Source organism: Microcoleus sp. LAD1_D5 (genome assembly GCF_036702115.1).
Classification (GTDB): Bacteria; Cyanobacteriota; Cyanobacteriia; order Cyanobacteriales; family Microcoleaceae; genus Microcoleus.
This window is the reverse complement of record NZ_JAUBSA010000123.1, coordinates 1-9,491: the sequence shown is the minus strand read 5'-3', so window position 1 is coordinate 9,491 and position 9,491 is coordinate 1. Positions and strand designations below refer to the sequence as shown.

6 protein-coding genes and 1 pseudogene are annotated in these 9,491 nt (G+C 43.6%); 3 read left to right on the top strand and 4 right to left on the bottom strand.

Going from position 1 to position 9,491, the window contains the following annotated elements; all coding sequences use genetic code 11:
- Positions 1 to 365: 365 nt before the first annotated feature.
- Positions 366 to 512, bottom strand: coding sequence for a hypothetical protein (locus QUA70_RS27085; protein ID WP_333350897.1), 147 nt, complete (start codon positions 510 to 512; stop codon positions 366 to 368).
- Between the two features lie 561 nt (positions 513 to 1,073).
- Here QUA70_RS27085 and QUA70_RS27080 point away from each other — a divergent pair.
- Positions 1,074 to 3,872 carry an ATP-binding protein gene (locus QUA70_RS27080; RefSeq protein ID WP_333350896.1) on the top strand — a complete coding sequence of 933 codons (2,799 nt, stop codon included), beginning with the start codon at positions 1,074 to 1,076 and terminating at the stop codon, positions 3,870 to 3,872.
- Position 3,873: 1 nt separating this feature from the next.
- The gene (locus QUA70_RS27075; protein WP_333329746.1) at positions 3,874 to 5,778 is read left to right on the top strand and encodes an EAL domain-containing protein; all 1,905 of its coding nucleotides are present in this window, start codon (positions 3,874 to 3,876) and stop codon (positions 5,776 to 5,778) included.
- 319 nt (positions 5,779 to 6,097) lie between these two features.
- On the opposite strand, the gene QUA70_RS27070 is transcribed toward QUA70_RS27075, so the two are convergent.
- Both QUA70_RS27070 and ffh read right to left on the bottom strand, forming a co-directional pair.
- Positions 6,098 to 6,730: a Uma2 family endonuclease gene (locus QUA70_RS27070; RefSeq protein ID WP_333350895.1), complete on the bottom strand. Its 633-nt coding sequence runs from the start codon at positions 6,728 to 6,730 to the stop codon at positions 6,098 to 6,100.
- A gap of 169 nt (positions 6,731 to 6,899) precedes the next feature.
- Complete coding sequence (ffh, locus tag QUA70_RS27065) at positions 6,900 to 8,339, bottom strand: signal recognition particle protein (protein WP_333350894.1); 1,440 nt, start codon at positions 8,337 to 8,339, stop codon at positions 6,900 to 6,902.
- Between the two features lie 447 nt (positions 8,340 to 8,786).
- Between ffh and QUA70_RS27055 the strand changes: the two genes are divergently transcribed.
- Positions 8,787 to 9,014, top strand: coding sequence for a type II toxin-antitoxin system HicB family antitoxin (locus tag QUA70_RS27055; protein ID WP_333329738.1), 228 nt, complete (start codon positions 8,787 to 8,789; stop codon positions 9,012 to 9,014).
- Between the two features lie 93 nt (positions 9,015 to 9,107).
- Here the strand turns inward: QUA70_RS27055 and QUA70_RS27050 are convergent.
- Positions 9,108 to 9,491, bottom strand: a pseudogene (locus QUA70_RS27050) (ATPase); the annotation flags it as partial.

Here is a 9,491-nt window from a genome sequence, read left to right as displayed (position 1 = left end):
CTCGAATGCAGGAACCTCGCTCTGTCTTGAAAGCTAAACTGCGGGCGTGATTAAGCCTTTTTCAGTGCCATTGGACTAAAGTTCCTTACTACAACCCAGTTTGATTGTGAATAATTAACCGACATTCCGCACCTCCCCACGGGCAGCATACACTGCAAGAGCGGATCGAAGCCGATCGTCCGAGACAGTAATAAGTTAAAATACTTGACGGGGTGACAACGCCTCTGGAACTTTGATGCTAAAAGCATTAAAGCCCCTGAACGTCAAAAAAGATACGGGATTATTGACAGGCTTATTGACTCATAAGATCGTCCAAGCTCGCCTTGAACCTGATTCAAGGGCTCTCGCCACTCTCTTTTATTGACTCACGCCCGCAAAAATATTTTCGCTTGGTCAATTAACTCAAAACCTTGACGCAGCTTTGCTTTTAACCTGCTTGTCACTGCGTCAAAGTTTTGAGTTGAGGGTTGATTGAGGCACTGTGGACGATCGACTATTAAGCTATTGTGCATCTAGGTTGCCATTTCCTCTATTTGAGAACCCTTGTGGGACGGGCCAGAGATCCCGTTGCAAAAAAAGCGCAATTTAGCGTAAGCTTAGGACTTACGCATAGAACCTCCAAAACCTCCTTCCAAGATGGCTTTCAAGTGCCCCCTTTTTTTCAGGGCATCACGGGAAAGCTGGGTTTCAGGCCCTATAGTTCGTAAGTCCTGACTATAATTGTATGCTTAGATCAATTAGTATTGAGGTCAAGACCTACAAGTGAATGAAGGTGTACTCAATATCCATGAAATGGGCAGGTAGGCTCACACTACAACCCCAAGCAAAATATAGCACATTTGACATTTATGGAGATTCCGTCTCAAATGGGGGAGCTGTTTTCTTTCATAAATTTGCAAACTGTATCAGTCTTAGCAGCTCATTTCAGCCCGGTTATTCAACCATAAGATATCATTAAACCAATTGGCGTTCAAGAGAGACGGAATCAATAATTTTCCTAGAGCTGACTTTAAATGACCAAGGGTGAGCGACTGTTGTTATTGAAACAATCCAAATACTAAAATGACTCCGCCATGACACTAACCGCAAGTGAGAATGAACTGGCAAAAAGCTCTCAAAAAATCCCCCTGCGCCTCGTCTTAGTCGTACCATTTGTCCTGCAAATCTTTGCCGCTGTGGGACTGACAGGTTGGCTCTCGCTACGCAACGGCAAAACAGCCGTCAACAACGTTACTAGCCAATTACGAACGGAGGTAGTCGCCCGCATCAATCAACAATTAAACACTTACTTGGAAACGCCCCATTTGATCAATGCCATCAGCGTCGATGCCATTGGCCGCTTTGGATTATGGAATCCAGACAATATGGGTTCGATGAGAAGTTACTTCTTCTGGCAACTCAAGCAATTTTCCACCGTTAGTTACATCAGTTTTGGAGGGGAAAGAAAAGAATATGCGGGTGCTGGATATAAGGATGATGGCAGCGTTGTTATTGAAATAACTGATCGATCTACTAATTTTATTAATACGATCATCAGGGCAGATAGAGAGGGTAACTCGACTCAGTTTAAGGAAACCTACCCAGACTACGATCCCCGCATTCGACCCTGGTATAAAGCCGCAAAAGTTGCAGGGAAACCCCAATGGAATAAAATTTATCAATATTATATTCAACCTAGCCTAGGAATCTCCGCTAGCCAACCTGTTTACGATAAAAATGGTACTTTTAGAGGAGTTGTAAGTACCGATCTCTTTCTCTCAAAAATCAGCGATTTTCTCCACACTTTAAAAATTGGTAAATCGGGAAAGACTTTCATCATAGAACGCTCTGGCTTGCTAGTAGCTTCATCCACCACCGAACAGCCATTTATTAAAACCAAAAATATCAAAAAAACGCAAAGATTACAAGCGATTGAAAGCAGCGTACCTTTGATCAAGGGTACAGCGCAACATTTAATAGAACGCTTTGGTAACTTCACCAAAATTGATAGCAACCAGCAACTAGACTTCATCCTAGATGGTCAGCGGGAATTCGTGCAAGTATCTCCATTCCAAGATGGTCGAGGTCTTGATTGGCTGATTGTTGTTGTCGTTCCAGAAGCCGACTTTATGGAGCAAATTAATGCCAATACCCGCAGCACTATCTTACTCTGCGTTTTAGCGCTCGTGCTAGCGACGTTGTTAGGAATCCTTGCTTCCCGGTGGATTACCCATCCGATTTTTCGGTTAAGTCAAGCGAGTAAAGCGATCGCTAGCGGTGAATTAGACCAAAAAGTAGATGTCAATAGCATCGATGAACTGGGAAGTCTGGCTCAATCTTTTAACCAAATGGCACGGCAATTGCGCGAGTCTTTTGCGGCTTTAGAAAAGACCAACTTAGAGCTAGAAAATCGAGTAGAAGAACGGACAAGTGAGCTAAAAGAGGCAAAAGTTGCTGCTGATACGGCTAATCATGCCAAGAGCGAATTCCTCGCGAACATGAGCCATGAACTTCGCACCCCCCTGAACGGAATTCTAGGATACGCTCAAATTATGGAACGCGATAAAACTACCACTCCTAAACAAAAAGATGCTATCCAAATTATTCACCAATGTGGTTCGCACTTACTCACCCTGATTAACGATATTTTAGATATTTCTAAAATTGAAGCCAGTAAAATGGAACTTTACAGTTCAGCTTTTAATTTTCCTTTTTTTCTGATGGGAGTTGTGGAAATGTGTCGCATCCGAGCTGAACAAAAAGAAATTACCTTTAATTATCAAGTATTAAATCAACTTCCTAACGCTGTTAATGCTGATGAAAAACGACTGCGCCAAGTTTTGATTAACCTTTTGGGCAATGCTATTAAATTTACACAAAAAGGAGGTGTTATTTTCAAGGTAGGCGTAATAGGTAACGGGGAAGACTCTGACCAATCCTCACTTACTAAAATTCGTTTCCATATCCAAGATACTGGGGTGGGAATGGCACCCGAACAGTTAGAAAAAATATTTTTACCGTTTGAACAAGTTGGAAATAGCCAACAGAAGGCAGAAGGCACTGGGTTAGGATTAGCCATCGCACAGAAAATTGTTGAAATGATGGGAGGCGAAATAAAAGTCGAGAGTATACTAGGTCAAGGCAGCATTTTTTCTCTAGATTTAGAGTTGACTAAATCATCTGAATATATTGAGCCCACTTCGAGCAATTTTTCAATGAATTTAACTGGATTTAAAGGAAATAAAAATAAAATTCTGCTAGTAGACGATCGATTAGAAAATCGCTCTTTTCTGAGAAATATTTTAGAACCACTAGGTTTTCAAATCATGGAAGCTTGTAATGGAACAGAGGGTTTAGCTAAAGCTGCTGAGTTTAACCCCGATCTGATTATTACAGACTTAGTGATGCCAGTAATGGATGGATTTGAAATGTCGCGACGCTTGCGACAATCACCAGAGTTTAAAGATGTCATATTGATAGCATCCAGCGCCAGCGTGTTTAACTTCGATCGCCAAAATAGCCACGAAGCAGGTTGTAACGAGTTTCTGTCAAAGCCTATCGAAGTAGACGAATTGCTGGAATTATTAAAGATTTACTTGCAAATAGAATGGATTTACGAGCAACCTGCTGATTTAGAGAACGAACAGCGGGAAGGTTTCACTAATTTATTAAATGTTCAAAGTGGTGAGCTTACGATCCCGCCATCAACAGAGCTTGTAACGCTGTTTAATGCAGCTCGAATCGGCGATATTGAAGTGGTTGAGCAGGAAGCTAATAGACTCAAGCAAATAAACGGCAACTATCATCTGTTTGCTAATAAGTTGTTGCAATTTGCCAAAAATTTTGAAGAGAAAGAACTACTAGCCTTTGTAAAAACACATTTTGGAGAATAAAATGTTGAAATCAAACGATAATGTAATTTTGATTGTTGATGATAGCCCGAATAACCTAAAACTTCTGTTCGATTTTTTGAAGGAGTCAGGCTTCAAGGTTTTAGTGGCTAAGGATGGGGAAAGTGCTATTGATAAGTTACAAGAAGTTTCGCCAAATATCATATTGTTAGATGTGATGATGCCGGGGATAGATGGGTTTGAAACCTGCTACCGCTTAAAAGCATCGGTGGCAACAAAAGATATTCCTGTGATTTTTATGACAGCTCTTACCGATCGCGTGGATAAGGTTAAAGGTCTGTCAATGGGGGCAGTAGATTATATCACTAAACCCTTTCAGCAAGAAGAAGTCTTAGCCCGCGTGCAACTACACCTGAGACTGCGAAATTTGACCAAGACGCTGGAAGAGCAAAATGTGCTTCTGAAAGAAGAAATTGAAGCGCGAAGAGAGGCGGAAGCGGCTTTGCAGAAACTCACTTCTGAGTTAGAGCAACGGGTGGCTTCTCAAACGGCTGAACTTAGACAAGCCGTCAACGAGCTTCAAGAGGCTCAAGTTCAGTTGTTGCAAAGGGAAGAAAAATTAGGACATGATGCTTTTCACGATGCGCTAACGGCTTTGCCTAACCGCGCTTGGTTTATGAATCGGCTGCAACAGGCGATCGACTTTTCGTACAGACGTGAAGATTATCTATATGCAGTGCTATTTATTGACCTCGATCGCTTTAAAGTCGTCAATGATAGCCTGGGACATTTGGTTGGGGATCAATTACTAAAAAGCGTTGCTCGTCAACTGCAAGTTTGTTTACGTCATACAGATGCAGTTGCCCGGTTTGGAGGAGATGAATTTGTGATTTTGCTGGAAGATATTCAAGATATTGATGAACCAAACAGGGTGGCTGAACGCATCCAAAATCAATTAAGGCAGCCGTTTAATTTGAATGATTATGAAGTATTTACCGAGATCAGCATTGGAATTATCGTTAGCGCAATGGGTTACGATCGCCCAGAAGACGTGCTCAGAGATGCCGATATCGCCATGTATTATGCTAAAACTCAAGGCAGAGGGCGTTACGAAATTTTCGATCCAGCGATGCAAACTGTTGCGATGGCGCGCTTGCAGTTGGAAAACGACTTGAGAAGGGCGATCGCACTACAAGAATTTTGCGTTCACTACCAGCCCATTGTCTCCCTTTCTACGGGGCAACTGAATGGCTTTGAAGCTTTGGTGCGCTGGCATCACGCATCTGGCATTATCTACCCGCCTGCCGAGTTTATCCCTGTGGCTGAAGAAACTGGTTTGATCAATGAACTAGGGTGGTGGGTTTTGCAGGAAGCTTGTCACCAGATCAGTATTTGGCAGCAACAGTTTCCCCAAACACCTCCCTTGGCGATTAATGTCAATCTTTCCGGCGTGCAGCTCAAGCAAGTAAACCTACTCAATCGAATTGAGGACATTTTGCAGCAGACTGGCATTCCCAGTTACTGTCTAAAACTAGAGATTACTGAAAGTTGCATTTTAGAAACAGTATCCAGGGAAGAAAAGATGTTGAAGCAGCTAAAAGCTCTAGGCATTCAGTTGTGTATCGATGACTTTGGCACCGGTTACTCTTCTTTAAGCCGCTTACACGAGTTTCCCATTGATACCTTAAAGATTGACCGCTCTTTTGTCAGCCGCATTGGGGCAAACAACAGTGGCGTAGAAATTATCCAGACAATTGTGACGCTGGCTCGCAGCCGAGGTATGGATATCGTGGCAGAAGGCATAGAAACGCCAACACAGCTACAGAAACTGCGAGAGTTGGGGTGTGAGTTGGGGCAAGGATATTTATTTTCTCAGCCTGTAGACAGCTTCAAGGCAACCGAACTATTAGGCTTAAAAGTAGGGCTAGTAAGCTGGCCTCCCATCTAGTTTGGCCGCAATAAATTTTATGAATCTCTTGTGGGAAAGGCCCAAAAGTCTACTCTCATCATGCGAACTCAATTCTGCTGGAAATCAAGAGTTAGTTTGGGTGGGATTTTGATATTTTATGAATTAATAAAATTTACCTCATGCCCGAACGTTAATTTTTAGGAATTCCTAACGGGTTTATGCTCAGTAACACAGAATTTCCGATATTTTGATTCACTATTGTCTCGGACGATCGACTTCGAGTCGCACTCTTGCAGTGTATGCTGTCCGTTGGGGGGTGCGGAATCTGGGATTGTGCGGATTTGGTATCAAAACCTATCTAACGCCACACTCGCCTTAAATTCAACACAAATCCTGGTAATACGTCTTCCCCGGATAACTCAGCAGGATTGATTAATATTTCTACTTCTACTTGTTGTCGATAAATCTCTACCTGCCAATTTTGCGGGTCAATCAACCAGCCCAATCTTGCGCCGTTGTCGATGTATTCCCGCATCTTAGTTTGAAGGGTGGAGAGACTGTCTGATGCCGATTCCCTACGGGATAGCTTCGCTTCACGCAATTCTACTACAAAGTCTGGACACAGGGGAACAAAGCCTTGGCGCTGTTTTGGAGTTAGTGCCTCCCAGCGAGTTCGACTCACCCAGGAAGCGTCGGGAGAACGGCGAGCACCATTGGGGAGAATGAATCCAGTAGAAGAGTCAAAACCTTCTCCTAAATCCTCGTGTGCTTCGCACCAGTTGCCGAGTTGCGTACTGATACTAAGGTTTCTCTGGCCTGATTCTCCTCCGGTGGGTGGATTCACGATTAATTCTCCTTGTGCGGTTCTCTCTAATCTCAAGTCGGGATTTGCCAATGCTAGGGCCTCGAATTGCTCGCTACTGACAAGAAGCCCGATCGCGTTTGGCAATTCTATAGATATGGTTTCTGATTGAGTAATTGTTTGTACCATATTTAATTACAGGCTTTTTTACTTATAAACTGGCAACAAGAAAAGAGTTAAAGTTTAATAGTTATTACATCTTCCACCAATACTAATAAAGGAATATCGGGGTGGGTGGGGGCTGGTTTACGAGATTATCGGTGGTAGCCCATTATTTAGTGAAACCAGCCCCCACTTTTTACAACTGTCCGAAACCTTTTTTTGGCTTATCTTTTTTCTTTTTCTTCTTCTGCTGGGCACCCATATAGCCGCGGGAACCGGGCTGCATTCCGGGGCCACCCATTCCGGGCATTCCCGGCAATCCTCCCATGCCCGCGAAGTTGCCTTGACTCATTTGCTGCATCATAGTACGCATTTTCTGAAAATCGCTCACCAGCTTAGTTACGTCGTTTTCAGCGTAGCCGGCGCCTTTGCCAATGCGGCGGCGGCGGGATGGAGAACTTGCTAAAAGTTCGGGGTTGCGGCGTTCTTCAACTGTCATCGAATTAATCATGGCTTCGGTGCGTTTTAGCTGCACTTCTCCCTGCCGCATTTGTTCATCTGAGAGTTTGTTCATCCCCGGAATCATTTTCATGATGCCGCCGAGGGAACCCATATTTTTTAACAGTCTGGTTTGCTTGAGAAAGTCGGTAAAGTCAAACTTTGCCGTGAGCATTTTCTCTTGCATTTTCTCGGCGTCGGCGATGTCAAATTCTTCTTGCGCTCTTTCTACTAGCGTTAAGACATCGCCCATGCCGAGTATTCTCGATGCCATGCGATCGGGATAAAATGGTTGCAAGGCTTCCACTTTTTCGCCGACGCCGACAAATTTAATCGGCGCGCCGGATATTTGTCGCACGGATAAGGCTGCACCGCCGCGACTATCACCGTCTAATTTGGTTAAGATTGCGCCGGTAATGCCGATTTGTTCGTGAAAGGTGCGGGTTAAATTTGCTGCTTCTTGGCCGGTCATGGCATCAACAACTAACAGCGTTTCGTGGGGTTCTACTGTTTGTTTGATACGGGCCAATTCTGCCATCATGTCTTGGTCAATTTGCAGGCGGCCTGCTGTATCGACGATGATGGTATCAATGCCGATTTGTTTGCCGTGTTCGATGCCTTGGCGGGCAATTTCTACGGGGTCAATGTCTTTGCCTAATTCAAATACGGGTACGTCGATTTGTTTGCCCAGGGTCAGCAATTGGTCGATCGCGGCTGGTCGATAAATGTCGGTTGCGACTAGCAGTGCGGTACGATTTTGTTTGCGGAGGTGCAGCGCTAGTTTAGCGGTAGCTGTGGTTTTCCCGGTTCCTTGCAAACCGGCCATCAGGATAACTGTGGGCCCGGAGTCGGCGGTGGCGAGGGGTACGTTGGTTTCCCCCATGACGCGGACGAGTTCGTCGTGGACGATTTTGATGAATTGTTGGTCGGGACGGACGCCTGAGACGACTTCTGCGCCTTGTGCTTTTGCCGCTACCTCTCCGATGAAGTTTTTGACGACTTGGAGGTTGACATCGGCTTCCAGGAGGGCGCGGCGGACTTCTTTGAGGGCGTCTTGGATATTGGACTCGGAGATTTTATTCTGTCCGCGCAGTTTTTTCCAGGTGGATTCGAGTCGATCGGCGAGGGCTTCAAACATAGGGCATTGTTGGCTAGTCAGTATTTTTAATTTTAGGCTAAATTGGAGTTTTTGGATTGGGGTTTTGCTGAAAGTTGAATGTTTTTATTTTCTAACGGCTGATGAACGCGGATTGATGCTGAAACTAATTCAAATTCATGTAGTAGGGTCCGTTTGGACAAACCCTACTTTCTGGAATATGATTAAAGTATTTCCGTCACCTTGCCACAATTTTAATGTCTGCTTATGCCCAAAAAGATTCGAGAACTCAAAAGCCTGCTGCTAAAAGCTGGGTTTACTTATCGTTCGGCAAAAGGCAGCCCTACAAGATGGGTTCATCCTTTACTACTATCATGAACCAATTACCCTTGCTGGAAATGATGGCGATGATGCGAAACTGTATTTAGAGAGAGAAGTAAATCGAAAAATTGGAATATTGAAAGCAATTGAAGAAGAGGAACCTGAATCATGAAATTACCTTATATAATTGTTATTCAATGGTCGGATGAAGATAACTGCTACCTCGTTCACTTACCTGATTTTCCATCTCAGCAGTTCCACACTCATGGAGATACCTACGAAGAAGCTTTGCAAAATGCAATAGAGGTATTAGAGCTTTTAGTTGAAGAATATCAGGTAGATGGTAAATCTATCCCAAAACCTAAAACTCTAGTAGAAAACTTGCTGTTTGCTTGAATATTGATTTAAAGCGAGATCACTTCCCCAAAAAACAGGCTATCACTCTTTTATGTAGAAGGGCGATAGTTTTTATAGTTGGAGGTTTTGAAGTTATTTGATGTTGGTTTTTATGTATTCTGCGATCGCTGGTTGGACTGTGAAGAGGGTGCGATCGCCCTTTTGGACTTTTTCGATTAATAACCTCCGTCTCAAGGATTCGACGGCTTTGAGGAATTCTGAAGGGGATAATTCCAGAAGGGCTGGTTTTTTGGATATTTCGACTGCTTTGATTTGATTTGCCAACCAGGACATTACTTGTTTTTCGGAGTCTGACAAGCGCTGAAAATGTTGGTGCAATAAATATTCTAAGTCTCCTAAAACTAGGCTATCATAGGATAAAAATTCAGAAATATTGCCGCTAAATAGGGCTTGCTGAAAAAGTGAGAAAACAGCATTTAGAAAGATGAGTGAATTCGAGTTCTCCTCGGCAATATA